We start from the raw sequence: 26457 nt of genomic DNA on the forward strand, positions 1-26457 counted from the left end.
GCAGGTCGCGGATGATCTCGTCGTGCTTGGACTCGGGCAGGGTCTTGATCTTCTCGTACAGATCGACCATGCCGTTGTTGACGTTGATGCCGAGCTCGTCGAACAGCTTGCCGTGCTTCTCGAAGGCCTCCTTGTAGTAGATGCGCACGCAGTGACCGAAGACGATCGGGTGCGACACCTTCATCATCGTCGCCTTCACGTGCAGCGAGAACAGGATGCCGGCCTCGCGGCAGTCGTCGAGTTCCCTCTCGTAGAACTCGCACAGCTCCTTCTTGCTCATGAACATCGAGTCGATGATCTCGCCATCGAGCAGCGCAAGCCTGGGCTTGAGGACGATGGTCTTGCCCGACTTGGTGATCAGCTCCATCTTGACGTCGCGCGCCTTGTCGATCGTCATCGACTTCTCGCCGTGGTAGAAGTCACCGTGGTGCATGTGCGAGACGTGGGTCTGCGACCACTGCTTCCACTCGCCCATCGAGTGCGGGTTCTTCTTCGCGTAGTTCTTGACCGCAGCAGGGGCGCGGCGGTCGGAGTTGCCTTCACGCAGCACCGGGTTGACCGCCGAACCCAGGCACTTGCCGAAGCGGGCGCGGAGCGCCTTTTCCTCATCGGTCTTGGGGTCCTCGGGGTAATCGGGGATCTTGTAGCCCTTTTCCTGCAGTTCCTTGACGCAGGCCTTGAGCTGCGCGACCGAAGCGCTGATGTTGGGCAGCTTGATGATGTTGGTGTCGGGCTCGAGTGTCAGGCGGCCGAGTTCGCCGAGCGTGTCGGGCACGCGCTGGTCTTCCGACAGGTACTCGGGAAACTCCGCCAGCACGCGGGCCGAGACCGAGATGTCGGCCTTCTCGATATCGACGCCTGCAGGGCCGGTGAAGGTCCGGATGATCGGAAGGAGGGCGCACGTCGCCAGCAGTGGCGCTTCGTCCGTGAGCGTGTAGATGATCTTCGATTTCCCTGCAGACATTTGTTTCCCCTAGTGTTTTAGATCTTGTCTCGACGACCGCACGGCGACCCCCTGTCGCCAGCGCGACCCGCTGGCCGCTCGAACGCAGTCGCCGGAAAAATACCACTTATCGACGGTGCCGACATCGAAACCTGCATTCACATCGCGAAATGAACGCCCCGCGCAGCACACATGACCCGCATTCGAGGCTGCCGGTCGACATCGACTCCGAATTGTCCGATCCTCCCCATCCCGTTTTCAGGCAAGGGGACGAAGTGAATCGTCCTCCGCAAACCATCACGCCCCAAGGAGCTGCAATGAGCGCGCTTTTCTCGCCCCTGAGCATCGGCAAGCTGCAACTTCCCAACCGCATCGTCATCGCCCCCATGTGCCAGTACTCGGCCGAAGCGGGCTGCGCGACCGACTGGCACCTGATCCACCTCGGCCAGCTCGCACAGTCGGGCGCCGGCCTGCTGATCATCGAGGCCACGGCGGTCATACCCGAGGGCCGCATCACCGCGGGCGACCTCGGCCTGTATTCGGATGAGACCGAGGCCGCACTCGACCGCGTGCTCACCGCCGTACGCCGCTACTGCGCGATGCCGATCGGCATCCAGCTCGGACACGCCGGGCGCAAGGCCTCCAGCCAGTCGCCGTGGGACGGCGGCGCGCTGCTGTCGCCGGAGGAAGGCGGCTGGCAGACGGTCGCGCCGTCGGCGATCGCGCATGCGCCCGATGAGCGGCCACCGGTGGCGCTCGACGAAGCCGGACTCGACCGCGTGCGCGAGGCCTTCGTCGACGCCGCGCGCCGCGCCGCCCGCCTCGGGCTCGACCTGATCGAGCTGCACTGCGCCCACGGCTACCTGCTGCACCAGTTCCTGTCGCCGCTCGCCAACCAGCGCGAGGACCGCTACGGCGGGTCGCTGGAGAACCGCATGCGCTTCCCGCTCGAAGTCTTCGACGCGGTGCGTGCGGCGCTGCCCGCAGCACTGCCGGTGGGCGTGCGTTTTTCGGCCACCGACTGGGTCGAGGGCGGCTGGGACGTGGAGCAGAGCATCGCCTTTTGCCAGGCGCTCGAAGCGCGCGGCTGCAGCTTCCTGCACGTGTCGAGCGCCGGCGTGTCGCCGCTGCAGAAGATCCCGCTCGGCCCCGGCTACCAGGTGTCGCTGGCGGCCGAGATCCGGCGCACGGTCAAGGTTCCGGTGATCGCGGTCGGCCTGGTGACCACGCCCGAGCACGCCGAAGCGATCATCGCCGAAGGCCACGCCGACCTCGTCGCCCTCGGCCGCGGCATGCTCTACGACCCGCGCTGGCCGTGGCACGCCGCCGCCCGGCTCGGCGCACAGGTGCAAGCGCCGCGTCAGTACTGGCGCTCGCAACCGGCCGAGCACAAGGCGCTGTTCGCCGGCGCGCACATCGGCCAGCGCTGAGGGTCGAGGCCCGCATGCTGAACGCACCCGGTGTCCTCCCGGAGCACCCTGTTCCCTCTGAGGCCTGCACGCTCGTGTTTCGCGGGCATCAGTTGCTGGTGGATGCCGGTGGCACACTCGCGGCGACGCCGCGTCCCTGGCTGGCCGGCCTGCGCCCGCTGCGCACGCTCGACTTCAGCGGCCCCGACGGCCGGCCGTGGGCGGTGATCGAGGTCGAGCGCGAGCACGAACCTCCGCCCGGGCACGAATTCCGCCACCTCAAGTCCCTGCTCGACACCCTGCCCGTCGGCACCCGCAGCCTGGCCGCACGCGCCCTCGAACTGCTCGAGTTCGACCGTTCGCACCGCTTCTGCGGCCAGTGCGGCGCGCCCACGGCGCTCGCCACGCGGCCGGCGCTGATGCGCCGCTGCACCAATCCGGACTGCGGCCGCGAGCACTACCCGCGCGTGTCGCCGGTGGTCATCGTCGCGGTCGAGCGCGGCAACGAGATCCTGCTCGGGCGTTCGCCGCACTTTCCGCCCGGGCTGTACAGCGCGCTCGCCGGCTTCGTGGACGCGGGCGAGTCGGCCGAGCAGGCGGTGCATCGCGAGATCCACGAGGAGACCGGGCTGCGCATCGGCAAGCTGCGCTACTTCGCCAGCCAGCCGTGGCCGTTTCCGCACGCGCTGATGCTCGGCTACCAGGCCGAATACGAGGCGGGCGAGATCGTCTGTGCGCCCGACGAGATCGAGGACGCGCGCTTCTTCCACGTGGACACCCTGCCTGCGGTGTTTCCGACCCGCTATGCGATGGCCAACCTGCTGCTGCGCGACTTCTGCCTGCGCCACGGCCGGCCGTGGCCGCCAGCCGGCTGAGCGTCCGCCGGGCCGGACCGCTCGGCGCACTGCGTCAAACGGTGGGCGCCAGCTTCGCCGCGCGCGCGTCGCGTCCCTCGACCAGCTTCAGCAGCACCAGCAGCACAGTGCCGAGCACCATCATCGCCGCAGCAAAATACAGGCCGCCCGCGTAACTGCCGAAGGTCGCACCCAGCCAGCCGGTGACCGCCGGGCCGAGGATCTGCGCCACGCCGTAGGAGATGGTCATCTTGCCCATCATCTTCGCCGGCCGCGTGGGGTAGTACCGTCCCGCCATGGTCAGCACCAGGCTCACCATGCCGACGAAGGTGCCGCCGAACAGCAAGGCGCCCGCGATTGCCCCCACCATGCCGCCCATCACCACCGGCAGCAGGATGCCGACGATCTGCAACACCGCGGCCAGGATCAGGGCGTTCAGCGCTCCCGTGCGGCGAGCGATGAAGTCCCACACGATGCACGCCGGCACTGCCGCGAGGCCGATGGCGAGGAAGCTCCAGCTGCCCTGGCCTTCCAGCCCCGGCAGGCGATTGACGATGGCGACGATGAAGGTCGCGCTCACCACGAAACCCACGCCCGCGCAGAAGTACGACGCCATGAACACGCGCATGAACAGCGTGCTCGGCGGATTGTCATGCATCGGCGCGCCGGTACGGGTCACCGCGCTGGTGTCGGGCGCCGGCAGCCAGGCCAGCGCCGGCACCAGCAGCACGCAGGCGATTGCGGTGAACACGAACCACTGTTCGCGCCAGTCCAGCCACTGGCTCATCAACGCCACTGCCACCGAGCAGCCGGCGATGCCCAGGCCGATGCCGGCAAAGTGGATGCCCAGCTCGCTGCGGTGATTGTGGCGGATCAGCCAGTTCAGGATCAGCCCGGTGCCGAGCAGCATCGACGCCGCACTCGCCAGGCCTGCCAGGTAACGCGACAGCGCCCACACCCAGAAGTCGGTGGTGAGCCCCATCATCACCGTGGTCAGCACCGCCACCACCATGCCGATGCGGAACAGCCGGTCCTTGAGCACGAGGTCGCTGATCGAGGCTGCGGTCAGCGCACCGGTCAGGTAGCCCGCGTAATTGATCGCCGCCAGCCAGCCGCCTTCGGCGAGCCCGAGTCCGGCCTGCGCCTGCATCAGCGGCAGCAGCGGCGTGTAGGCAAAGCGCGCGACGCCGAGCGCGAGCACCAGGCTGAAGATGCCGGCGCCGAGCACCTTCATGCGTTGGATCTGATCGTCCATCGTTGTTGTTTTCCGTCTCCCCGGGGGGGCACACCATAGTCTGCACCGACCATGGATTCAAGCGCCCTGCGCAGACAGCCTGCCCGGCGCTACGCGCGCTGCCCCGTCGGCGACAGCAAAAGGCGCGCCGCCTGCAGCATTGCCCACATCACCACGAACGGCAGCACCAGGGTCTGCAGCAGGAACACCACCGCGATGCGGATGGTGTGGTCGACGATGCGTTCGGCCGAAGCCTTGAGCTCGTCGATACGCTCGCGCAGCTCCCACCAGCGCGCCTTGGCCGCCTCCTCGGCCGCAGGCAGGGCGCCGAAGGCATCGGCCGCCTGCTCGATGCCGCGCTGATGCACCTGGTACTCCTCGGCCATGAAGGTCTGGAAGGCGTACTCACTGGTCAGCGCCGCCACCGGCACGATGAAGCGCACCAGCAGCAGCGCTACCAGCACCCGCGACAACCAGGCGGGCGGCGGGCCGCGCAGGGCGTACCCGGCCCAGGCCACGGCCGCAAGGCTCACGGCCCCGGCCATCAGCCAGCCGGCGCCGATCTGCATCAGCAGCAGCTGCGCGCCGAAGGCGATGCTGGCCGCCAGCATCAGGGTCGAGAACTGTTCGACCAGGTCATTGACCGGGTCCAGCACCTGGCCAGGCGCCAGCTTGACACCCACCACCACGCCGCCGGTGATCTCGGTGCCCTGCACCACCGAGATCACCGCGTTGAGCGCACGCGCGGCGGCAAAGCTCGCCACCGCACGCTTGAGCCCGGCCTCGGCATGGGTCTCGGCGAGCTGGTCGAGCGGTTTGAGCCACGCCAGCGCGGCGAGCAGCAGGACGAAGAGGGGCAGGATCAGGCGAGCGAGGGGCGGCATGGCGGCAAGAACTTCCCAGCGTGGGCGGCGGACAGCAATGAGTGCCCCCGCGGGCACGAAGAGTTCCGGAGCGGGCGCCGACACCGGCTTACGCTACATAGCCGCGGCGCGCGCGCGAGCAGGGTACACTCCGGCCTTGCCCCGACAGCCTCCGCGCATCCCATCGCCAGCATGACCTCGCTCACGCACCTGCTCCGCGTCCTTGCCCTCGTGCTCATTGCGCTGCTTGCATCGCACGCCGCCGCCGAGCCGCCGCCGGTGCCATCGGCCGACGAGCTGCGCGCGCGCATCGCCGCGCTGGCCGATCGCAAGCTGCCCGAGGCCGAGCAGCAGGCCGCCCAGCAGACCCTGGATCAGGCCTTGTCGCGGCTGGCGGCGGCCGAGGACTACCGGCAGCAGCTGACGGCCCTCAACGAGCGCCTGGCCGCTGCCCCCGGGCGCACCGCCGACGCACGCGCACAGCTGTCCCGCCTGCAGACCGACAGCGAGGCCGGCCCGAATATCGTCATCGACCCCGAGCTGCCCGCCGCCGAACTCGAACAGCGCCTTGCCGAGCGCAACACCACGCTCGCCGAATGGCAGCGCAGCCTGGACGAAGCCAACGCCCTGCTGCTGGGTGCACGAACCGGACCCGAGCGCGCACAGACCGAGATCAGCGCCAACCAGACGCGCATGGCGATCATCGAGGCCGCCCTCACCGCCAACCGCGAGCCGGGCCGCGACGGCCGCGCGCTGAGCATCGACCGGCGCGAAGCGCTGGCGGCGGAATGGCATGCACTCGACGCCCAGAGCACGCTGCGCCAGCAGGAACTCGCCGCCGGCAGCGTGCTGCAGGACCTGGGCCAGGCACGGCGCGACCTCGCCACCCTGCAGTTGCAGCTGTTGGGCGCAGAAGCGCAGGCCCTGCAGACCGCCATCAACGTCCGCCGCAGCGCGCAGGCGGAGGAAACCGTCGCCGCGATCGCGCGCGAGCAGGCCGCCTCGAGTGGCGGCGACAGCCTGCTCGCACGCGAAGTCGCCACCAACCAGGAGCTGTCGTCCTACCTGCTGCGCGCCGCCGAGCACCTCAACACCCTGACCCAGCGCAACCTCGCCACGCGCCAGCAGCTCGACAGCCTGAACCGCGCCGGCACCATCATCGACGAGCAGATCAACGTGCTGCAGGGCAGCCTGCTGCTGTCGCGCATCCTGCTCGAGCAGAAGCGCGCCCTGCCGCAGCCCAGCGTGGACAAGCAGCTTGCCGAACAGATCGCCGACATCCGCCTTTACCAGTTCGAGGTCAACAAGCAGCGCGAGGCGCTCGGCCGCCCCGCCGCCTACGCCGAGCGCCTGATCGCCGAAGGCCCGCCCGGACAGGTGGACGAAACCACCCGCGAACAGCTGCCGGCCCTGCTGACGGCACGCGCCGAACTGCTCGAGCGCCTCAACCGCGAGCTCAATACGGTGCTCAACGAGTCGATCACGCTGCAGCTCAACGAGCGCCAGCTGCAGGCCACTGCCGACCGCCTGCGCATCACCCTCGACGAGCAGATGTTCTGGATCCCGAGCAACCGCCCGCTCGATCTCGCCTGGCTGAAGGCGATTCCCGCCACGCTGCAGGCCCAGCTCGCCGCCATTCCGTGGCAGTCGGCCACCACCGAGCTGTGGTCCGGGCTGCAGGCGCGCCCCTTCCTGCTCCTGCCGGTGCTGCTGCTGACGCTCGGGCTGGTCTTGCGCCGGCGCTGGCTGCGCGACAAGCTCGACAGCCTGCATGCCGACATCGGCTACGTGCGGCGCGACAGCCAGCTGCACACGCCGCTGGCCATCTTCCTCAACGTGCTGCTCGCACTGCCCGGCAGTCTGCTGCTTGCGCTCGCCGGCCTTGCCCTGCAGATGGACGCCCGTGGCCAGAACGCCAGCCTCGGGGCCGCTCTGCTGCAGATGGCCCAGGCCTGGCTGGTGTTCTACACCGCCTACCGCGTGCTCGCTCCCGGCGGCGTCGCCGAGCGCCATTTCTGCTGGCCAGTGGAGCGGGTGCGCGAACTGCATCGGAACATGCGCCAGCTCGGCCTGGTCGTGCTCGCCGTGGTCGCCATCATCACCGTCACCGAGCGCCAGCCCGAAGTCCTCGCCAATGACGTGCTCGGCATCCTGACCCTGCTCACCGGCTACGCGATCATGGCCTGGCTGATGGCACGGCTGCTGATCCACCGCTCCCAGGAGGATCGGCTCTCGCCGGTGCGCGTGGCGATCGGCGTTGCGCTCGGCCTGATGCCGATCGCCCTCATCGCCGCCGTGCTGATGGGCTACTACTACACCGCACTCAAGCTGACCGGGCGACTGATCGACACCTTGTTCGTGCTCATCGTCTGGCGCCTCGTCGAGGCCACCGTGATCCGCGCCCTCGGCGTCGCCGCGCGCCGCCTCGACCACCAGCAGGCCGTCGCACGACGCGAGGCCGCAGAGCGCGACGGCCTCGCCGGCACCGACACCGACGATGGCGCCGAGGCGCCACGGCTCGACATCGCTCGCATTAGCAAGCAGTCGCTTCGCCTGGTGCACCTCGGCCTGCTCGCCGGTCTGATCGTCAGCCTGTACTGGGTGTGGGCCGACCTCGTCACGGTGTTCTCCTACCTCGACAACATCACCCTGTACGAGTACGCCAGCGGCAGCGGCGATACCGCCAGCGTCACGCCGATCAGCCTGCGCGACCTGCTGGCCGCGCTGGTGATCGCCACGATCGTGTTCCTGCTCGCCGGCAACCTGCCGGGCCTGCTCGAGGTGCTGGTGCTGTCACGCCTCAAGCTGGCCCAGGGCAGTGCCTATGCCACCACCACGCTGCTGTCCTACCTGATCATGGGCGTCGGCATCGTCGCCACGCTGGGTACGCTGGGCGTGAGCTGGGACAAGCTGCAGTGGCTGGTTGCGGCGCTGTCGGTGGGCCTGGGTTTCGGCCTGCAGGAGATCTTCGCCAACTTCGTGTCCGGCCTGATCATCCTGTTCGAGCGCCCGCTGCGCATCGGCGACACGGTTACGATCGGCAACGTGTCGGGCACGGTGAGCCGCATCCAAATCCGCGCGACGACGATCACCGACTTCGACCGCAAGGAGATGATCGTCCCCAACAAGGCCTTCATCACCGGAGAGCTCACCAACTGGTCGCTGACCGACACCGTCACCCGCATCACGGTCAGGGTGGGCGTGGCCTACGGCTCGGACCTCGAGCTCACACGCAAGCTGCTGTTGCAGATCGCCAGCGACAACGCGCGTGTGCTGAAGGAGCCTGCGCCGCTGGTGTTCTTCCTCAGCTTCGGCGCCAGCACGCTGGACCACGAGCTGCGCGTGCATGTGCGCGAACTCGCCGATCGCAACGCCGCCATCGACGAGATCAACCGCGAGATCGACCGTCTCTTCAAGGAAAACGGCATCGAGATCGCCTTCAACCAGATGGATGTGCACATCCGCAGCATCGACGGCAAGGAAGCGCGGCTGCAGACGATCATGCAGCCACCGCAGGCAAGCGCGAGCGACGCACACTGAGGCGGGCGCGGGGCGACGGCGCGCTCAGCGTGGCGCGATGCGCAAGACCCGTGCAAGCACGCGCAGCAGATGGCGCCCGGGCCCGGACGCGGCCTGCTCGGGTGCGCGGCGCGCGGCCTCGAGGCGCGCGTAGGAGGCCATCTGCGCCTGCGCACAACATTCGCCCGCGCTGACATCACGCGCGGGCGGGCGACCCGCCGCATCGGTCGGGCTCATGTGCGGTCCCGCCCCGGGCCCGGGGACGGCTCGTCTGCCTTGACCTCGCGAATCACCTCGCCCTCGATGATCAGACCACGCACAGCGGCGCCGCCCGCATGCGCGGCGCCGGCAGCGCGCCGGGCTTCCATCTCGGCCGCCATGTGTTCGCGCATGGCCTTGCGTACCGCGCGCGTCTTCCACCACACGTAGCCCCAGACGACGGCACCGACGGTGATCACCACCGCGAACAGCGCCACCGAGAAGGTCAGCGCGAGCACGAACACGCCCACCATCGCCACACCGCCGACGATCTTCTGCCAGAGCGAGGGCGGGGTGGCGCTGCCGCGGTCGAGGTTGAGAAAAAGACCGGAAAAGCGGGGATCCTTGTGCATGTGCGTGTCCTGGATGAGCTGCGCAGACCGCCTGCGCCGCATCGCCGAAGTCTGAACCCCGCGCGATCAAAAAATTCCGTCGCCGTGCGCGCGGAGCGTGCATTTTCGCGCAAATGCACCGCGACCGCGGTCTCCAATTGCAAGCATCGCGCACGGCAGGCGCCCCGGCGCGGGTTGCGCGGCCAGGAGCATGCGTGCGGACCGCGCGTGACACCCGCGGTTGAAATAGCGCCGGCCGCACGGGAAGATGCGGTCCATGCCCGCCCTCGTCCTGCACCAGCTTCGCACCCTCCACGTCGGCCCGATCGACCTCGCCATCGGCGCCGGCGAATGCGTCTGCATCCGCGGCGCCTCGGGCAGCGGCAAGTCGCTGCTGCTGCGCGCCATCGCCGACCTCGACCCGCACCAGGGCGAGGCCCGCCTCGACGCCCGCGCCTGCGCCGCGATGCCCGCAGCGCAGTGGCGGCGCCAGGTGGCGCTGGTGATGGCCGAGGGCCAGTGGTGGGCGGACACGATCGGCACCCACTTTGCCGACGGCTGCAACCCCGCCTGGCTGGAGCGCCTCGGCTTGCCCGCCGCGGCGCTCGACTGGGAGGTGGCGCGCTGCTCCACCGGCGAGCGTCAGCGCCTGGCCCTGCTGCGCACGCTGATGCGCCAGCCCGCCGCACTGCTGCTGGATGAGCCCACCGGCAACCTCGACGAGGACAGCACTGCCCGCGTCGAGGCCCTGCTGGACGACTATCGCCGCGAGCACGACGCCGCCCTGCTGTGGGTCAGCCACGACCCGCGCCAGGCGGCCCGGGTGGCGCAGCACCGCTTCGTGCTCGAGGACGGCCGGCTGGTCGAGGAAGGCGAAGTCGACCGAGCGGGCGCAGACGGGGGCGAAACCGCAGGCGCGGACAAGGCCTCCGGCGTGGAGGGAGCAGCATGGTGATCGAACTCTCGGTACTCGACCTGTCGCTCGCGGCGCTGCTGATCCTCGCCCTGGCCGGACTGTCGATGCGCCTGGGCCTGGGCATCGAGCAGCACCTGGTGATATCGGCCGCACGCACCACGATCCAGTTGCTGCTGATCGGCCTGGTGCTCAAGCTGCTGTTCGACAACGTGCATTTCCTGTGGGTGGCGGCGATGGCGGCGGTGATGATCACCGCCGCCGGGCGCGAGGTGATGGCACGCCAGAGGCGCCGCTTCTCCGGCTGGTGGGGCTTCGGGCTGGGCACGCTGTCGATGTTCGTGTCGTCCTTCACCGTGAGCGTGCTGGCGCTCGTCGTGGTCATCGGCAACACCCCCTGGTACGCGCCGCAATACGCCATCCCGCTGCTGGGCATGGTGCTGGGCAACACGATGAACGGCATCGCACTCGGGCTGGACCGCCTGACCCAGGAGGCGAGCGCGAAACGCGCGGTGCTCGAAGCCCGGCTCGCGCTCGGCCAGGACTGGAACGAGACCATCGCCGACAGTCGGCGCGAGGCGATCCGCGTCGGCATGATCCCGATCATCAACGCCATGGCCGCCGCCGGCATCGTCAGCCTGCCCGGCATGATGACCGGCCAGATCCTCGCCGGCACGCCGCCGGTCGAGGCGGTGAAGTACCAGATCCTGGTGATGTTCCTGATCGCCGGCGGCACCGGCTTCGGCACCGTGGTCGCGGTGAGCCTGGGCGCGCGCCGGCTGTTCGACGAGCGCCAGCGCCTGCGCCTCGACCGCCTGCGTACCAGCGCGGATTGAGGGCGAGCGCAATGAACGCGGCCGCCCCGCCACCGACGTCTGCTGCCGTCGCCTTGGCGCATGCCGCACCCACGCCTTCTGCCGTGGAAACCCCCGGCGGCGAAGCGCAGCGCGCCCCGCTCATCCTGTTCGGCGCCTTCGACCGCCACAACCTCGGGGACCTGCTGCTCGGTCGCATCGCCGCCGAGTTGGCCGCGCGCCGCCTGCCCGGGCGGGATGTGCGCTTCGCCGGCCTCGCCGCGCGCGACCTGCGGGCGGACGGCGGCGCCCGCGTGGAAGCGCTCGCGACGCTCGCCGGGCGATGGCGCCAGGCCCCCTGCGGCGCGGCGCCCGCGGCGGCCCCCGCGCTGCTGCAGGTCGGCGGCGAGATCCTCGGCTGCAGCGCCTGGGAGGCGGCGGTGATGCTGCTCGACCCCGCCGCCGCCGCACGCGCGATCGCGCTGCACGGTCGCGATCCGGCCACACGCGAAGCGTGGGCGCGGCATACGCTGGAGTGCCCGCGCGGACTGCCCTACCTCGCCCCGCATGCCGCGCTTCCCCGCGGCACGCACATCGTGCACACCGGCATCGGCGGCGTCGGCTTCACGGCCCTGCCCGCCGCGCTGCGTGCCGAAGCGCTCGCCGAGCTGCGCGCGGCCGGACGGGTGCAGGTGCGCGACCGGCGCACCTGGAACGCGCTCGCCGCGGCGGGCATCGACGCGGCGCTCGTCCCCGATCCGGCGGTGCTGGTCGAGCGTCTGCTCGGCGCCGAGGTCGCGCGCCACGCCGCGAAGGGCGAACCCGCGGCGCTGCGGACGCAGTTCGCGCAAGGCTACGTGGCGGTGCAACTCGCGGCAGAGCTCGGCGACGACGCCGCCCTCGCCGCGCTCGCGCGTGAGTTGGCAGCGATCCACCGCGACCACGGCCTGGGGATCGTGCTGTTCTGCACCGGCCGCGCACCCTGGCACGACGACCCGGAGGTGCTCCAGCGCCTGCGCCGCCACCTGCCCAATCCGGACTCCGTGGTGGTCGCCGAGTCCCGCCACGTCCTCGACCTGTGCGCGCTGATCGCGAACTCAGCGCTGTGCTGTGCGAGCAGCCTGCACGCGCGCATCATTGCCGACGCCTTCGCACGCCCGGCGATCAGCATCGTCGGCGGCGCACCGCAGGCCGCCAAGGTGAGCGCCTGGCTCGACACCTGGTACCCGCCGCAACGCCATCATCTGGCCGCGCCGGGGAACCTACGCGCGCTCGCCCACTCCGTGCTTGACGAAGCGCTCGCCGAACGCAAGGCGCAGGCCGTGCGCCTCGCCGACCTCGCCGAGGCGGCAGCGCGCGCAGCCTTCGCCCAACTTTTCGATTCGATCGACCCCGAGGACAAGACCCCATGACCGATCTCTTCACCCCGCTGCAGGCCGGCGAGCTCGCCCTGCCCAACCGCATCCTGATGGCCCCGCTCACCCGCTGTCGCGCCGAGGACGGCCACGTGCCGGGCGAGCTGATGGTCACCCACTACGCCCAGCGCGCCAGTGCCGGCCTGCTGATCGCCGAGGCGACGATGGCGATGGAGGGCAACTCCGCCTTCTGGCACGAGCCCGGCATCCACTCCGAGGCCCAGGTCGCCGGCTGGAAGAAGGTCACCGACGCGGTGCACGCCGCAGGCGGGCGCATCGTGCTGCAGATCTGGCACGGCGGCCGCGCCTGCCACCCGCTACTCAACGACGGCCGCCAGCCGGTGGCGCCCAGCGCGCTCGCGATCACCGGCGACGAGGTGCATACGCCGCAGGGCAAGCAGCCCTACGTCGTGCCGCGTGAGCTGCGCGACGACGAGCTGCCGGGCATCGTCGCCGGCTTCGCGCGCGCGGCCGAGAACGCACGCGCGGCCGGCTTCGATGGCGTGGAAGTGCATGGCGCCAACGGCTACCTCCTCGACGAATTCCTGCGCGACGGCAGCAACAAGCGCAGCGGCCCCTACGGCGGCCCGCGCGAGCACCGCGCACGCCTGCTGTTCGAGGTGCTCGATGCGGTGTGCAAGGTGTGGGGCAGCGGCCGCGTCGGCGTGCGCCTGTCGCCGCTCAACAGCTACAACGACATGATCGACAGCGACCCGATCGGCCTGACCACCTGGCTCGCGGGCTGCCTCAACGACTGGCGGCTCGCCTACCTGCACCTGATGCGCGGCGACTTCTTCGGCCAGCAGCACGGCGACGTGGTGACGCCGGCGCGCGCCGCCTTCCGTGGCGTGCTGATCGGCAACATGGGCTACGGCGCCGACGAGGCCAGCACCGCGATCGCCGCCGGCCAGCTCGATGCGGTCGCATTCGGCACCGCCTTCCTCGCCAACCCCGACCTGCCCGAGCGCATCCGGCGCAAGGCCGCGCTCAACGCGCCCGACCCGGAGACCTTCTACACCCCGGGACCGCAGGGCTACACCGACTATCCGACATTGGAAGAAACCGCGCGCAACTGAGGCGCAGCAGGCCGCGCTGCTGGGCGCTGAGGCGCCTCCGCGGCGCCCAGCAGCGCGGCGAGCGTGTACGCCATCCCGCCCGCCATGACCTTGCGTCAGGGATGCCGCCAGAACGCGAACGCCTGGAAGCGGCTGCCCTGCCACCACGCGCTCGCCGGTGGAGCGCGCAGCACGTTGCGCGTGCCGGCCTGGGATTCGAGCGGGCGCACGACTTCGTCCTGTGCGTTGCGCACCGCCTTCGCGTCGCCGGTCTCGGGCACCACCGCGGTGATGTGGCCGGGGCGGTTGAGGTCCGCCCGACGGGCGACGATCACGCACACCTCGCCGACGTTGGCCACCGCCTGCAGCGCGGTGAGCTCGACCTCGCGCTTCCAGCCGAAGGCCGGGCCGTAATCCTCGAGCCAGTCGTAGAGCGCGTTGGCGTTGACTTCGCGCACCGTGCGGCCGTACTCCACCGCCACGCGCTCGCCCGCGCGCAGGCGCAGCAGCGCACGGTCGGTCCACCACACCCGCGGCAGATAGGCACCACACAGCCAGGCGAAGTCGGTCGCGTAGATGTTGCAGTAGGTGGTGCCGCCGCGCGGCTGGTAGCGCAGGTGTGCCGGGTTGGCTACGTCCAGATAGTCGACGATCGCCGCCACCGACTGCGCCAGGCGCTCCGCGCTGCGCCCGCTGCGCGCGGGTCGGCCAGGCTCGCCGAGCGGGTAGGCGCGACCGCCGTCGAGGCAGCGGGTGATCTCGGCGCGGTCTTCCTGCATGTGCGCCGCGGGCAGGGCCGGGAGCGCCGGCGCAGCCATGCTGATCGCCGCACCGCGGCTGCGCGTGAGGGGCAGGGCTTCGAGGAAGCGCTCGGCCACCACGCCCTCGCGCAGCAGACCGCTGAGCGACACGCGCACGCGCACCCAGCCGGGCTCGGACGCCGCCCCCTGCACGTGCACATCCTTGCCCTGGTTGAGCAGCGCGACCCTGGTGCGCTCGGCCACCACCGGCGCGCTGCGCAGGGTGAGCTGGGTGGCCTTGACGCGGTGAGTCGGCTGCAGCGCCACCGGCGCCGGCACCGTGTCCACGGCACCCGCCGCGGCCAGTTCGGCCAGCGTGCGCTTGGCCTTCAGCAGCAGGTCGTGGCGATCCTCGTAGCCGTTGAGCCCGCCGTTGATCCGGCGCGTGATCCCGGCCAGGTCATCGATGTCGGCGAGCGCATTCAGGTGGTTCTTCTCCCAGAAATACACCGCCGACTGCACCGCGTAGCGCTCGGCCACCCAGTCGGGGTTGGCGAGCACGTCGGCGCCGACCCATTGCGCGAAGCTGCGGTAATTGTCCTTGCCGGTGAGCTGGATCAGGCCGCGGCCGCGATAGCGGTAGCCCTCGCCGGTGGATTCCGGGCCGTTGCCCATGCGCCCGCCGTAGACCCGGCTACCGATGCGTTCGGGCTGGCGGGCGTAGGCCTGGGCCTCGGCGTCGGTGCGGAAATACTTGCGGAAGGTCTTGCGCAGACCTTCGGCGGAGTACTTCAGGTTTTCCTCGACGAGCCGCAGGCACCCGGACTCGTGCATGACCTGGGCGAGGAAGTGCGCAATCCGAAGTTCGGAGTCGATGCCATGCACCGCCAGCGCCGCGTTCAGCGCATCGAGATGCTTGTCCGCATTGGCTGCGGTGGCTCCCATCCGGGTCAGCAGGTCGCGGGTGATCAGCATGGCGCTCTCCGTTCTCGGTCCGTCTTCCAACTTAAGCCCACGGAATGCGGCTTTTCAAGCCGGCGGGCCGACGCGCAGTTCGGACATAATGCCCGCACAGTCATGCCCCGGATGGAAGCGATGCGAACGACTCCTGCGCGCCGGCGCTCGCCGGCCATGAACACCGCTGCCGCGCTCGCTGTGCTGGTCGGTCTCGCCTTCACCGGCGGCTGCAGCGCCGAATCGCCACTGCAGGACACCCCGGCAGCCCGCCCCATACCCGGCCCTGCCGCCACACCATGGCTGATCGCGTGCAGCCGCCTCGACAACGCCGACGAAACGCGACTTCTGCTCGGCCTCGGCGCGGACGGCCGTAGCGTGACTCGCTTCGAGATCGTCACGCCCGATTTCCTGTGGCGCATTCCCGGCCAGCCCGAAACCCGACGCTTCTCCGCCGGACAGAGCGATGCCTCGCCCGACCTCGCCGGCGCGTTGCGCTTCGCGGCGCTGGCCGATGCCGATGGTGAGCTGCGCATGCTCGATTTCACTGCGCCGGCACCCGATGCGGTGCAACTGGAGGGCCTGCGCGGCTCGCTCGCCCTGCATGAGAGCTGGCAGAACGATCGCGCGCTCGGTTCGCTGTTCCATGCCGCCACCGGCAATCTGACGGACGTCTCGCCCGTGCAGTGCCGGCGCTTCGAGCAAACGCGCACTGGCGCGAACCCCTAAAAACCTGAACGCCCCCGCACAACCGCGCCCGGATGAGGGCGAGGGCATGCCACCTCGTCAGGGCCGCAGCACGAACAGCAATGCCGACAGCGTCGCCACCGATACCAATGTGGACAGGAACACCGCGGACGCCACGGTGGACTGGCACGCGCCGTAGCGCTGCGCGAACAGGTAGGGCGTGATACCTGCCGGCAGCGCTGCCAGCAGCACGCCGGTCGCCACCCACAGCGGCGGCACGTCGAACACCTGGGTGGCCAGCACCCACACGATCAGCGGGTGCAGAACGGTCTTCAGCACCACCAGCAGCGCCGGTTCGCGCAGGTTTCCGCCCAGGCTGTAGCGCGTCAGCGAGGCGCCGAGCGCGAACAGCGCACACGGCGTTGCCGCGCTGCCGAGACCCTTGGCCACCGCGTCGAGCGGACCGGGAATTTCGATGCCGAACAGCGCGAACGCCAGCCCGCAGGAAAGCCCCCAGATGATCGGCGTCGCCAGCACGCTCTTCGCCAGCTTTGCCAGCATGGCGCCGGGCGACTGCTTGCCGCCCTGCGCCGCCTCGATCAGCGCGGTGGTCGGCGGCAACAGCAGCAGGCTGTGGCAAGCGATCATCACGAACAGCGGCAGCGCCGCAGACGGACCGTAGGCGGTCATCACCAGCGGAATGCCGAGCATCCCGGTGTTCGAGAAACCCGCACCCAGCCCGAGCACGGCCTGTTCGTCGAGCCGGCGCCCGAACAGCACCCGCCCGCCGAACATCGCCAGCGCATAAATCCCGAAGGCGCCGATGTAGTAGGACAGCAGGTAGCCCCAGGGCATCGCGTCCGGCAATTCGGCCTGCGCGATCGCGCGGAACAGCATCAGCGGCAGCGCGAAGTTGAACACGAACAGCGACAGCCCGCGGTTGGCGGCCTCGTCGAATGCACCGAAGCGCGCCGCGGCATAGCCGAGGCCGAGCGTGCCGAAGACCGGCAGGATGATGCCGAAGATGATGTCCATGACGAGTGGCAGGCCGCGTGGGCGGTGGTTTGCAGCAGGGGAATGCACACCTGCGAGGATCAGTCAGGTGCTTCAGTCGCCATGATGCCTGCTCCGGTAGCGCGCCGCAGCCGGATTAATGCGGATTGCCGGTGCCCACCGCCCCGTTCACCGATCCGCCGGGCAGCGCGCCCATGCGCAGCACCGCCGCCACGTTGCGCGCGGTAAGTTCGACGTTGACGGCCGCATCGCGCAGCGCCTCGTCGAGCGAGCACGGCCTGTTCAAAACGCTGAACACCGCGTCGATGCCATGTTCGTGCACCACGCCCACGTTCGCGCCGAGCGAACCGGCGATGCCGATCACCGGCTTGCCGTAGCGCTTCGCCACCCGAGCGACGCCGATGGGGGTCTTGCCATGCACGGTCTGGAAGTCGATGCGACCCTCGCCGGTGATCACCAGGTCGGCGTCGCGCACATGGACATCGAGTTCGACCGCAGCGGTGACGATCTCGATGCCCGGCTTGAGCGTCGCGCCGAAGAAGGCCAGCATCGCCGCCCCCATGCCGCCGGCCGCGCCGGCACCCGGCACCTGATCGACCGCCACGCCGAGGTCGCGCTCGACGATGCGGGCCAGGCGCGCAAGGTTGGCGTCGAGCACCTGCACCATCTCGGGCGTCGCGCCCTTCTGCGGGCCGAACACGGCGGAGGCGCCGTGCGCACCGGTAAGCGGGTTATCCACATCGCACGCGACCTCGATGCGGCACTCGGCCAGGCGCGCATCCAGCCCGGAAACATCAATGCGTTCCAGGCGCGCGAGGTCACCACCGCTGCCGTCGAGTTCCTTGCCTTCGCCGTCCATCAGCCGTGCGCCGAGCGCCTGCACCATGCCGGCTCCGCCGTCGTTGGTGGCGCTGCCGCCGATGCCGAGGATGAAGCGGCGCGCGCCGGCGTCGAGCGCTGCGCGAATCAGCTCGCCCGTGCCGCGCGAGCTGGTGCACAGCGGGTTGCGCGCAGCCGGGGCCACCAGCATCAGGCCGCTGGCGGCGGCCATCTCGATCACCGCGGTGTCGCCGTCGCCGGTGAGGCCATAGAAAGCTTCGACGCGCTCGCCGAGCGGCCCGGCGACGGCGACGATCTCCTTGCGCCCACCGGTTGCGGCGACCATCGCTTCGACCGTGCCCTCACCGCCGTCGGCCATCGGCAACAGCACGTAGTCGGCGTCGGGGAAGACCTCGCGAAAGCCAGCTTCGACCGCCTGCGCGACTTCGAGCGCGGACAGGCTTTCCTTGTATGAATCGGGGGCAATGACGATCTTCATGGCGGGTGTCTCCCGGTTTTTGGCGGTGCCAGCGAGCGCGGCAGGTGAATGCGAGCTTGGGCGAGCTCGGCCGCAGCGTATTCGTTCAGGTAAGACGGTTACCGATGCGCGCGCGATCGACGATGGACTGGGCGAACGACGCATCGAGCAGGAACATGGTGGATCGGGCAGCGGCGGGGACAGGGACGGAGACCCTGCGACATGCTGCCGTGCGGCGTGCTACGGAACAAGGGCAGGCGCAGAATCACCCGAGCACCGTGACCACAACTTCCCCGCTCACCCGCCCGCGGAGGCCGACCATGACCCGTATCGAAACCGACAGCCTTGGCCCGATCGACGTCCCCGCCGACGCTTACTGGGGCGCCCAGACCCAGCGCTCGCTGATCAACTTCGCCATCGGCAGCGAACGCATGCCGCTCGCGATCGTGCAGGCGCTCGCCCTGATCAAGAAGGCGGCGGCGCGCATCCATGCGCGCGCAGGCGCGCTGCCTGCCGACATCGCCAGCCTGATCGAGCAGGCCGCCGACGAGATCCTCGCCGGCGACCACGACGCGCAGTTTCCGCTCGTGGTGTGGCAAACCGGCAGCGGCACCCAGACCAACATGAACGTGAACGAAGTGATCGCCGGGCGCGCCAACGAGCTCGCCGGGCAGGGCCGCGGCGGCAAGGCGCCCGTGCATCCCAACGACCACGTCAATCGCGGCCAGAGCTCGAACGACTGCTTCCCCACCGCGATGCACATCGCTGCCGCGCGCGCGGTGCAAGACGAGCTGCTGCCGGCGATCACCGAGCTGTCGAACGGCCTCGCCATCCAGGCCGAACGCCATGCCGGCGTGCTCAAGACGGGACGCACACACCTGATGGATGCCACCCCGATCACCTTCGGCCAGGAGCTGTCGGCCTTCGTCGCGCAGTTGAACACCGCCGCGCAGGCGATCCGCGCGACCCTGCCCGCGGTGTGCGAGCTCGCCCAGGGCGGCACCGCGGTCGGCACCGGGCTGAATGCACCGGCCGGCTTCGCCGACGCGATCGCCGCCGAACTGGCGGCGCTCACCGGCCTGGCGCTCACCAGCGCGCCCAACAAGTTCGCCGCGCTCGCCGGCCACGAGGCACTGGTGGCGTTGTCGGGCGCGTTGAAGACGCTGGCGGTGGCGCTGATGAAGCTCGCCAACGACCTGCGCCTGCTCGGCTCGGGCCCGCGCGCCGGCTTCGCCGAGGTCAAGCTACCGGCCAACGAACCGGGCAGCTCGATCATGCCGGGCAAGGTCAATCCGACGCAGTGCGAGGCGCTGTCGATGCTCGCCTGCCAGGTGCTCGGCAACGACGTCACCATCGGCATCGCCGCCAGCCAGGGCCACCTGCAGCTGAACGTGTTCAAGCCGGTGATCGCGCACAACCTGTTGCAGTCGATCCGCCTGCTCGCCGACGGCTGCCGCAACTTCCAGCGCCATTGCGTGGCCGGCATGGAGCCGGACACGGCACGCATGACCGAGCACCTCGAGCGCAGCCTGATGCTGGTCACCGCGCTCAACCCGCACATCGGCTACGACAAGGCGGCACAGATCGCGAAGAAGGCGTGGGCCGAAGGGACGACACTGCGCGTCGCCGCGCTCGCGCTCGGTTTCACCACGGCCGCCGAATTCGACGCCTGGGTGCGCCCGCAGGACATGCTCGGCGGGTGAAAGCTGCATCCGGATGTGATCGTGGCCCCCGACCCCGCGCAAGCACGCAAGGTGCGCACGAACGTGGGAACGACTGGGCATGCCGACCTTGTGCGCTGCCGCAGGCGTGGGCAGCGCAGAAACAATTCGATACCTCGTGCCGGGATCCCGTCATCGATCCCGCACTCATACTGCACACACCCCAACCGCGCGGCAGCGCCCCCTTTGACGCCGCGCACCGACAATCACAAGGAGTCCATCATGAAGACCCGTACCCTCATCCCCGCCCTCCTCATCGCCTTTGCCGCTACCGGCTGCGCCACCTGGGACAACATGTCCTCACGCGAACGGAGTGCAGCCACCGGCGCAGCCGTGGGTGGCGTGGCGGGCGCGGTGGTCACTGACGGCGGCATCCTCGGTACGGTCGGGGGTGCAGCAATCGGTGGCGTCATCGGCGACCAGCTCGGCAAGAAGAAGTAAGCGACCGACCCCCACTTCGTCTCTCCTCGCTCGGGGCACGTGCGCGAATTGGCGCACGTGCCCCGTTTTTCATGCGCCGATCAGACGAGAAGACGGATCACGCTCAGTCCGGCACGACCACGCTGCCGCCGCGCACCGTGATGCGGTCGGCCGCCGCCGGGGAGAGGCTCATCGGTGGCACGTTGGACGCGGTGATTGCCGTCGCCTGGCCCGGATTGCCCGCGCGCGGCGTGGTGCGCACCACCTGCGAGGGCGGCAGTGGCGCGTCAGCGGTCAGATGCGCATACATGCGGTCCAGCGCCTCGACGTAATACGCGTGCAGTGGCACGTAGCGCGTGTCATAGCCCGGGAAGAGGCTGATGAAGCCGTCGAAGTGCTGGGCATTGGTCACCTCGACGTAGCGCAGCTTGCTGCGCCGCCCTTCGGCGAGCTGGTTCATGCCGAGATAGGGGCGGGAGGTGAAGCCGACCGGCACCAGCGCATCGGCACGGCCATGGACGATGATCGCCGGCCGGCCGCCGAGATCACCCTTCACCCGCACCGCATCGACGCCTTCCCGCACCCGCGCCGCATCGACGCTGCCGCCGGTCCACAGTTCGCGCAGGCACAGCGCGCCATCGACGTTGTAGTCCTGCTTGCCGGTCGAGGCCGTCACCGAGGCTCCATCCAGCGTCGGCCCGCCCTGGGCCGCGTCGTTGATGATCTGCAATCCGGCGGTCGGCGGCACGCCGTTGCCGGTGGCGAAGCTGAGCGCGGCATCGGTGGCCGACCACGGCGCGGGTGTCACCCCGGCCACGGCGGCGTAGCTGTAATTGCACACGCGTTCCTCGACGCCGAAGCGGCCGTAGCTGTTGGCATAGGTCAGGGTGACCGCGGGCACGGCAAAGGCGAAGTGAGTGGCGGTGAGCGGGATCGATTCGGGCTCCCAGCCGTAATCGAGCAGGGCCTGTAGCGCGCTGTCGCCGCGTGCTTCTGGGGTATCGCCGTCGATCACGCCGCGCGCGGCAAGCGCCTCGCAGCGATTCGCGGCCAGCACGGGCGAGACGGCCACAGCGAACGGCGAACCCGCCGCGCGCGGCGACAGCGTCGCGCACGGCTGCAACAGGTTGGCGAGGGTGCTGTAGTCGTACAGCGGGCGGCCGCTGCCGCTGCGCACCTGGGCGCCCCGGCGCACCGTCACCCGGTCGTTTTCCTGTAGTTGCACCTGTGGCTCGCTGACCGCCACGCCGTCGATCAGGCGCTCGCTATCCTGCTCGGCCGCGGCCAGCGCCGCACCGGCGCCGTTCGACACGCTGGCGGCGATCACCACCGTGTTGCCGGGGCGGATCGTGCGCACCTTGCCCTTGGGCGTCTTCACGCCGTAACGGTCGTTGAGCACGTAGAAGGCGAAGCGCACCGCATCGAGCGTGTCACGGCCCCAGTCGGCCTCGGGGTTGCGCTTGGAATGCGCGTGCTTGATGGCGACACGGTTGGGCCAGGCAGCAAGGAAGGCGGCGCGCTCGGACGGGGACAGGTCGGCGGTGAAGTGCGAGTCTGCGCCCGCCAGCGCGGCGTCCGCGCGCAAGCCGTCAATCAGGCCGACGGTATCGGTGGCGAGGTCGTGCATGCCGTTGCCGCTGCCCTTGTCCGCATAGGCCACCGCGCAGCCCTTCTGCAGCCCCCATTCGCCCGAGGTGCCGATGGCGCCGTAGATACCGCGCGATCCGCTCGAGGTGCCGGTGACGATGCACGGCTTCTTCGGATTGAAGTGGGCCGGCACCTGCACCATCAGCGTGACGTTGCCGCCATCGTTGCCACGGTCGGCGAAGGCGAGGTATTCGGTCCCGGCGATGCGGCCGTCACCCGGGCTGGTGACCGTGCCGCCGGCGCTGACGCTGATCATCGGCCCGTACAGCGTGCCGAAGCCGCCCGCGGCGCTGGTGTCGACCAGGGCGCGGTAATTCCCATGGATCGCGCGCTTGCGCAACTCGGCCGCGGTGGGCGGCGTGGACACCGTGGGCGCACTGGCCGACTGGATGCCGGCGCGACCGAGTCCGGCGGTTAGCAGGTCATCGCTGTCGCCGTCGTAGGTCTGCATCAGGATGTCGCCAATGAAACGCGGCTTGACGTTGAAGGCTTGGGCCTGCTCCGGCATCGCGAATGCGGGCAGGGCGACGGACAGGGTGGCCAGCGCGAGAGCGAGCGGGCTCAGGACATGCAGACATCGATTCATCAGGGGGTCTCCGGTCGTTGATGTTGGCGGCGCAGCGCGAATGGCAGGCGGGGACAGGCTGATTCCAGTGTCCTCGCCGGCGCGATGCGCCCGTCCTTATCGACCGTCCGCGCTGGCGGCGGTATCGGGACTAACCCCAGTGCGGGACGGGGCTGACCGGAAGCGCCGCACCACGCGCTGGAAGAACAGGTTGTTGGGCACCTGCAGCACCTGGCCGTCGGCCTCCTCGCGCAACGTGGTGTAGATCAGGTTGATGTCCACCACCTGCCCCTTCAGCCCCAGCTTGTCGCCGCTCTCGAGCAGCTCGACATGGTCGTGCAGGCGAAAGGGCCGGGTGGTGAAGATGAGCAGCGTGCAGAAGATGTTCGACAGCACGCTCCAGGCCGCGAAGAAGGCCACTGCGGCGACCGCGGCAAAGCCGGTGAAGGCGGTCCACAACACCGTGCCCGACACGCCGAAGCGATCGAGGATGAGCAGGGTCGCCCCCGCGTAGATCACCAGCCCGATGACGCGGCGCGCGCCCATCATGAGCTCGGCGGGCAGGCTGTAGCTTGCGCCAAGCCGGCGGATCAGGCGCCTGAACAGGACATTCAACACCCAGGCGCCAAACGCGATCAGGGTGATCTGCAGGCCAAGCTCGATGACCTCCAGCCAGGGTTCGGCCCAGTCGGGCAGCAACTGCATGATGCGGGGGATACGCTCGGACACGGCGACACGGACTCCAGCTACGGGGACCCCATTCTAGAAGCGGACTCGACCATCCGCCCGCAAAAAAGCCTGTTCTGCCCGGCACTTGGTAGAATCCGCAAGTTCGGCCGCCGTGCCAGCACGGCGCGCACTTCCTGTTCACCCCAACTGGTTGTCCTCCCTTGTCCTCCACACCCTTCCCGCCCGAACTCCTGCGCGACGTCGAAAAGCGCCGCACCTTCGCCATCATCGCCCACCCCGACGCGGGAAAGACCACGCTGACCGAGAAGCTGTTGCTGTTCGGGGGCGCGATCCAGCTCGCCGGCACGGTGAAGGCGCGCAAGTCCGCCCGCCACGCCACCTCCGACTGGATGGAAGTGGAAAAGCAGCGCGGCATCTCGGTGTCGAGCTCGGTGATGCAGTTCGAGTATCAGGGGCACACGGTGAACCTGCTCGACACCCCGGGTCACGAGGACTTTTCCGAAGACACCTACCGCGTGCTGACCGCGGTCGACGCCGCAGTCATGGTGATCGACGCCGCCAAGGGCGTGGAAGCGCAGACCATCAAGCTGCTCGAGGTCTGCCGCCTGCGCAACACGCCGATCATCACCTTCGTGAACAAGATGGACCGCGAGGTGCGCGAGCCCTTCGAACTGCTGGCCGAGATCGAGGACGTGCTCAAGATCACCTGCGCGCCGGTGACCTGGCCGCTGGGCATGGGCAAGGCCTTCCGCGGCGTGTATCACCTGCTGCAGCACCAGGTGCTGACCTTCACCCCGGGCGAGGAACGGCGCACCGACGGCGAGATCATCAAGGGCCTGGACAACCCCGAACTCGACAAGCGCTTCCCGATGGAAGTCGGCCAGCTGCGTGACGATGTCGAGCTTATCGACGGCGCCTCGCCGCCCTTCGATCTCGACGACTTCCTTGCCGGCAAGCAGAGCCCGGTGTTCTTCGGCTCCGGTATCAACAACTTCGGTGTGCAGGAGATCCTGCAGTCGCTGATCGACTGGGCGCCGCCACCGCAGGCCCGCGACGCTGGCGCGCGCATGGTGCAGCCGGCCGAACCCGCCTTCACCGGCTTCGTGTTCAAGATCCAGGCCAACATGGACCCGAGGCATCGCGACCGCATCGCCTTCTTCCGCATCTGCTCTGGCCGCTACAGTGCCGGGATGAAGGTCAAGCACGTACGCGCCGGACGCGAGATGAAGCTGGCCAATGTGCTGACCTTCATGGCGAATGAGCGCGTGATCATGGAGGACGGCGTCGCCGGCGACATCGTGGGCATCCACAACCACGGCCAGCTGCAGATCGGCGACACCCTGACCGAAGGCGAGAACCTCGGTTTCAAGGGCATTCCCTACTTCTCGCCCGAGATGTTCCGAGTCGCGCGCCTGCGCGACCCGCTCAAATCCAAGCAGTTGCAGAAGGGCTTGCAGGAGCTGGGCGAAGAAGGCGCGATCCAGGTGTTCGAGCTAGAAGGCGGCCAGATGCTGCTCGGCGCGGTCGGCGTGCTGCAGTTCGAGATCGTCGCCCAGCGCCTGAAGGACGAATACAAGGTCGATGCGATCTTCGAGCCCGCCGACATCCACACCGCGCGCTGGCTCAGCTTCCCCGACGACCTCACCCGCCGCAACTTCGAGCGCGAACAGGCGCTGCGCATGGGCAAGGACATCGACGGCAACCCGGTGTATCTGGCCTCCAGCCGCTACAACCTCGAAGTGACCGCCGAGAAGTGGCCGAAGGTGACCTTCCACGCCACGCGCGAGCACGGGGAAGTACTGGCCTGATTAGGCGCTCGCAGGCATTCAAGGGTGCCACCGCTCCCACAGAAACAAGCGCAGGCCCGGGCGCTCGGGCGCAGTAGCCGCAAAGCACTTCATCTCAGGGCCCTAATCCTCCGCCGTCTCGCGCAATACAGCAAGCACCTGCTCGCGCTCAATCGCGTCGAGCCGCGTCTCCAGCGCAGCTGGATCCAGCGCCGGACGCGCTGGATCCATCAGGTAGCGCGCCATCGGCCGCGCTGTGCTGTGCCCCAGCGCCGCCGCGCGCGCGATCCACTCGACGCCCAGCGCCTCGTTCGCCGCCATACCCCTCCCTGCGATACAGCAGCGGCCGAGCTGGTGCATCGCCTCCGGGTAGTTCTGCTTCGCCGCCAACTCGAGCCACCGCACCGCCTCAACCAGCAGGTTACGCACCAGCAACAAGAGCGCCAGGTCACACTGCGCCTCGGCACTTCCGCCATCGGCCTCCACGATCAGTACCCAGTCATCCCCCTCCAAGCGTAGCGGCGACATAGCGACGACATCGTCAAGCCGCACTCGTGTGTGTTCTCCGCCCCCCGCGCCTGCGTCATGTACGCGCAACTGACCGTCCGCAATGCGCCGCCACAGCGTGCGCTTGCTGAGCCCAGTGATCGACACAGCGGTATTAAGTGTGATGTAGACCATCGCGGCATCCGTTGTGCGGAAAAGGTTTAGTTTAGCGCCGGTCGGGCATCACGGGCAGCGCGCAGTCCCGTGTGCCATATCCGCCTGTGGCACATAGTACGTTGTGCCAACGCAGCCTCATGGCTCAGGCGCGAACGCCTTTTGTCACACCCCCTTGAATGCGCTCGTGAACTAGGTCACACAAAACACCTGGCATGGTCATTGCTTAAAGGTCAATGGAAGGCACAAGTCATCAACACCGCGACCTAAGCCGGACACGAAATCAAACTTCCTGAAGGGGATGATCATGAAAAAGATGCAACAGGGCTTCACGCTGATCGAACTGATGATCGTGGTGGCGATTATTGGTATTCTGGCCGCAGTTGCGCTACCGCAATACCAAGCCTATACACAGAAATCTGCTGACAGTGCGTGTCTCGCAGAGGCCACCGCGGTTGCACGCGCTATGGCGGCGGCAAATGCGAACAGCGACATTGCTCTGCTATCACAGACTGCTCTTTCAGCCTGCACTTCGGGGAGCCTACCCGCCGCACTAGCCACTGGCTCGGCTACGTTTGCGTCCGCTAGGGGTAGCAAAAACGTTGTTTGCGATTACAGCTCTGGAAACTGCGAGCTACAGTAACAATATGAATAACAATATAGATTTAGCCGAATTTCATTCAAAT

At 68.9% G+C, this 26457-nt stretch carries 23 protein-coding genes; 12 read left to right on the plus strand and 11 right to left on the minus strand.

Translation table 11 applies throughout. The features are described 5' to 3' along the window. Window positions 1–964: NADP-dependent isocitrate dehydrogenase (locus tag RBT54_RS14050; RefSeq protein WP_320367698.1), on the minus strand; the 964-nt coding region annotated here is incomplete at its 3' end. 296 nt (window positions 965–1260) lie between these two features. On the opposite strand from RBT54_RS14050, the gene RBT54_RS14055 reads away from it, so the two are divergent. Both RBT54_RS14055 and nudC read left to right on the plus strand, forming a co-directional pair. Then, a complete protein-coding gene (locus tag RBT54_RS14055) occupies window positions 1261–2373 on the plus strand; it encodes an NADH:flavin oxidoreductase/NADH oxidase (protein WP_320367699.1) in 1113 nt (370 codons plus the stop codon). Window positions 2374–2387: 14 nt separating this feature from the next. Continuing rightward, window positions 2388–3227 (plus strand): NAD(+) diphosphatase, encoded by an 840-nt coding sequence (nudC, locus tag RBT54_RS14060; RefSeq protein ID WP_320367700.1) that lies wholly within the window; start codon window positions 2388–2390, stop codon window positions 3225–3227. A gap of 34 nt (window positions 3228–3261) precedes the next feature. Here the strand turns inward: nudC and RBT54_RS14065 are convergent, their stop codons facing one another. Next, entirely contained in the window at window positions 3262–4461 is a 1200-nt protein-coding gene (locus tag RBT54_RS14065; protein WP_320367701.1) for a YbfB/YjiJ family MFS transporter, read from the minus strand. An 89-nt stretch (window positions 4462–4550) separates the two neighbouring features. Beyond that, window positions 4551–5324 carry a hypothetical protein gene (locus RBT54_RS14070; RefSeq protein ID WP_320367702.1) on the minus strand — a complete coding sequence of 258 codons (774 nt, stop codon included), beginning with the start codon at window positions 5322–5324 and terminating at the stop codon, window positions 4551–4553. Window positions 5325–5495: 171 nt separating this feature from the next. Between RBT54_RS14070 and mscK the strand changes: the two genes are divergently transcribed. Continuing rightward, window positions 5496–8843: a mechanosensitive channel MscK gene (gene mscK / locus RBT54_RS14075; protein WP_320367703.1), complete on the plus strand. Its 3348-nt coding sequence runs from the start codon at window positions 5496–5498 to the stop codon at window positions 8841–8843. A 24-nt stretch (window positions 8844–8867) separates the two neighbouring features. Here the strand turns inward: mscK and RBT54_RS14080 are convergent, their stop codons facing one another. Next, the gene (locus RBT54_RS14080; protein WP_320367704.1) at window positions 8868–9059 is read right to left on the minus strand and encodes a hypothetical protein; all 192 of its coding nucleotides are present in this window, start codon (window positions 9057–9059) and stop codon (window positions 8868–8870) included. Beyond that, window positions 9056–9433, minus strand: coding sequence for a hypothetical protein (locus RBT54_RS14085; protein WP_320367705.1), 378 nt, complete (start codon window positions 9431–9433; stop codon window positions 9056–9058). The genes RBT54_RS14080 and RBT54_RS14085 overlap by 4 nt, the downstream gene beginning before the upstream one ends. Before the next feature lie 256 nt (window positions 9434–9689). Here RBT54_RS14085 and RBT54_RS14090 point away from each other — a divergent pair, with 256 nt between their 5' ends. The 4 genes from RBT54_RS14090 to RBT54_RS14105 are packed head-to-tail and all read left to right on the plus strand — an operon-like array spanning window position 9690 to window position 13610. Further along, window positions 9690–10367, plus strand: a complete 678-nt coding sequence (locus RBT54_RS14090; RefSeq protein WP_320367706.1) for an ATP-binding cassette domain-containing protein — start codon at window positions 9690–9692, stop codon at window positions 10365–10367. Further along, window positions 10361–11161, plus strand: coding sequence for an ABC transporter permease (locus RBT54_RS14095; protein ID WP_320367707.1), 801 nt, complete (start codon window positions 10361–10363; stop codon window positions 11159–11161). Before RBT54_RS14090 ends, RBT54_RS14095 begins: the two co-directional genes overlap by 7 nt. Window positions 11162–11172: 11 nt before the next feature. Then, entirely contained in the window at window positions 11173–12531 is a 1359-nt protein-coding gene (locus RBT54_RS14100) for a polysaccharide pyruvyl transferase family protein (protein WP_320367708.1), read from the plus strand. Then, on the plus strand, window positions 12528–13610 hold the full coding sequence (locus tag RBT54_RS14105) for an alkene reductase (RefSeq protein WP_320367709.1): 1083 nt from the start codon (window positions 12528–12530) through the stop codon (window positions 13608–13610). Before RBT54_RS14100 ends, RBT54_RS14105 begins: the two co-directional genes overlap by 4 nt. Before the next feature lie 95 nt (window positions 13611–13705). Here RBT54_RS14105 and RBT54_RS14110 read toward each other — a convergent pair whose 3' ends face one another. Further along, window positions 13706–15304 (minus strand): glycoside hydrolase family 19 protein, encoded by a 1599-nt coding sequence (locus RBT54_RS14110; protein ID WP_320367710.1) that lies wholly within the window; start codon window positions 15302–15304, stop codon window positions 13706–13708. 156 nt (window positions 15305–15460) lie between these two features. Here RBT54_RS14110 and RBT54_RS14115 point away from each other — a divergent pair, with 156 nt between their 5' ends. Next, window positions 15461–16012: a hypothetical protein gene (locus tag RBT54_RS14115; RefSeq protein ID WP_320367711.1), complete on the plus strand. Its 552-nt coding sequence runs from the start codon at window positions 15461–15463 to the stop codon at window positions 16010–16012. 57 nt (window positions 16013–16069) lie between these two features. On the opposite strand, the gene RBT54_RS14120 is transcribed toward RBT54_RS14115, so the two are convergent. Together RBT54_RS14120 and RBT54_RS14125 are read right to left on the minus strand one after the other, a co-directional pair. Further along, a complete protein-coding gene (locus tag RBT54_RS14120) occupies window positions 16070–17005 on the minus strand; it encodes an AEC family transporter (RefSeq protein WP_320367712.1) in 936 nt (311 codons plus the stop codon). Between the two features lie 115 nt (window positions 17006–17120). Next, the gene (locus RBT54_RS14125) at window positions 17121–18302 is read right to left on the minus strand and encodes a glycerate kinase (protein ID WP_320367713.1); all 1182 of its coding nucleotides are present in this window, start codon (window positions 18300–18302) and stop codon (window positions 17121–17123) included. A 299-nt stretch (window positions 18303–18601) separates the two neighbouring features. On the opposite strand from RBT54_RS14125, the gene RBT54_RS14130 reads away from it, so the two are divergent. Both RBT54_RS14130 and RBT54_RS14135 read left to right on the plus strand, forming a co-directional pair. Beyond that, entirely contained in the window at window positions 18602–19984 is a 1383-nt protein-coding gene (locus tag RBT54_RS14130) for a class II fumarate hydratase (RefSeq protein WP_320367714.1), read from the plus strand. A 240-nt stretch (window positions 19985–20224) separates the two neighbouring features. After that, window positions 20225–20443, plus strand: a complete 219-nt coding sequence (locus RBT54_RS14135; RefSeq protein ID WP_320367715.1) for a glycine zipper 2TM domain-containing protein — start codon at window positions 20225–20227, stop codon at window positions 20441–20443. Between the two features lie 103 nt (window positions 20444–20546). Here RBT54_RS14135 and RBT54_RS14140 read toward each other — a convergent pair whose 3' ends face one another. Together RBT54_RS14140 and RBT54_RS14145 are read right to left on the minus strand one after the other, a co-directional pair. Further along, complete coding sequence (locus RBT54_RS14140) at window positions 20547–22655, minus strand: D-(-)-3-hydroxybutyrate oligomer hydrolase (protein WP_320367716.1); 2109 nt, start codon at window positions 22653–22655, stop codon at window positions 20547–20549. A gap of 96 nt (window positions 22656–22751) precedes the next feature. Further along, on the minus strand, window positions 22752–23363 hold the full coding sequence (locus tag RBT54_RS14145) for a mechanosensitive ion channel family protein (protein WP_320367717.1): 612 nt from the start codon (window positions 23361–23363) through the stop codon (window positions 22752–22754). A 161-nt stretch (window positions 23364–23524) separates the two neighbouring features. On the opposite strand from RBT54_RS14145, the gene RBT54_RS14150 reads away from it, so the two are divergent. Beyond that, a complete protein-coding gene (locus tag RBT54_RS14150) occupies window positions 23525–25132 on the plus strand; it encodes a peptide chain release factor 3 (RefSeq protein ID WP_320367718.1) in 1608 nt (535 codons plus the stop codon). Window positions 25133–25234: 102 nt separating this feature from the next. On the opposite strand, the gene RBT54_RS14155 is transcribed toward RBT54_RS14150, so the two are convergent. Continuing rightward, window positions 25235–25792: a hypothetical protein gene (locus RBT54_RS14155; protein ID WP_320367719.1), complete on the minus strand. Its 558-nt coding sequence runs from the start codon at window positions 25790–25792 to the stop codon at window positions 25235–25237. A 286-nt stretch (window positions 25793–26078) separates the two neighbouring features. Between RBT54_RS14155 and RBT54_RS14160 the strand changes: the two genes are divergently transcribed. Continuing rightward, on the plus strand, window positions 26079–26414 hold the full coding sequence (locus RBT54_RS14160; RefSeq protein WP_320367720.1) for a pilin: 336 nt from the start codon (window positions 26079–26081) through the stop codon (window positions 26412–26414). The last annotated feature ends 43 nt before the right edge of the window (window positions 26415–26457 follow it).

This window comes from Thauera sp. (assembly GCF_034003485.1).
In the GTDB taxonomy this organism is placed as follows: Bacteria; Pseudomonadota; Gammaproteobacteria; order Burkholderiales; family Rhodocyclaceae; genus Thauera.